Source organism: Aliihoeflea sp. (assembly GCF_052435475.1).
Lineage (GTDB): Bacteria > Pseudomonadota > Alphaproteobacteria > Rhizobiales > Rhizobiaceae > Aliihoeflea.
This window is the reverse complement of sequence record NZ_JBQVMV010000059.1, coordinates 1-516: the sequence shown is the minus strand read 5'-3', so window position 1 is coordinate 516 and position 516 is coordinate 1. Positions and strand designations below refer to the sequence as shown.

At 61.6% G+C, this 516-nt stretch carries 1 pseudogene; it reads right to left on the bottom strand.

The window, feature by feature from the left end:
* Positions 1-381, bottom strand: a pseudogene (locus ACT6QU_RS19535) (PQQ-dependent dehydrogenase, methanol/ethanol family); the annotation flags it as partial.
* Positions 382-516 lie beyond the last annotated feature (135 nt).

Sequence of the window (516 nt, the reverse complement as noted above, 5' to 3'; positions counted from 1 at the left end):
CCCCTCGGGCAGCCGCGCGTCATACTGCCATTTTTCTTCGCCGGTTCGCGCATCGAACGCGAATAGCCGCGAATAGGAGCCGGTGACATAGATGGTGCCGTCATAGACGATCGGCTGCGCTTCCTGGCCGCGCTGCTTCTCGCCGCCGAGCGATGCCGAAAAGACGGGGGTCAGCTTTGCGACATTGCTCGAGTCGAGTTTCGTAAGGGGGCTGAATCGGTGCCCCTGAGGACCCATGCCATAGCTCAGCACGTCTCCGGTGGATTGTGCATCGGCCATCAGTTCGGCGTCGGCGGGTCCTTGTTGCGCCATCGCCGGACCTGCCATTGCAAGCGCCAGCGTCGTTGCGCTGATGATCGATCGGATCACATGCTTCTTCATCGTCGTTCCTCCCTGTTCGAATGCGACGTGCAGCCAACACGCCGACGGCCCCGCGAATACGGTGTCATCGCGAGCTTATTGGCTGTCTGGTTCAGGACAATTGGACCTTCGGTCGCGTCACGGTCAGCCGGCGAG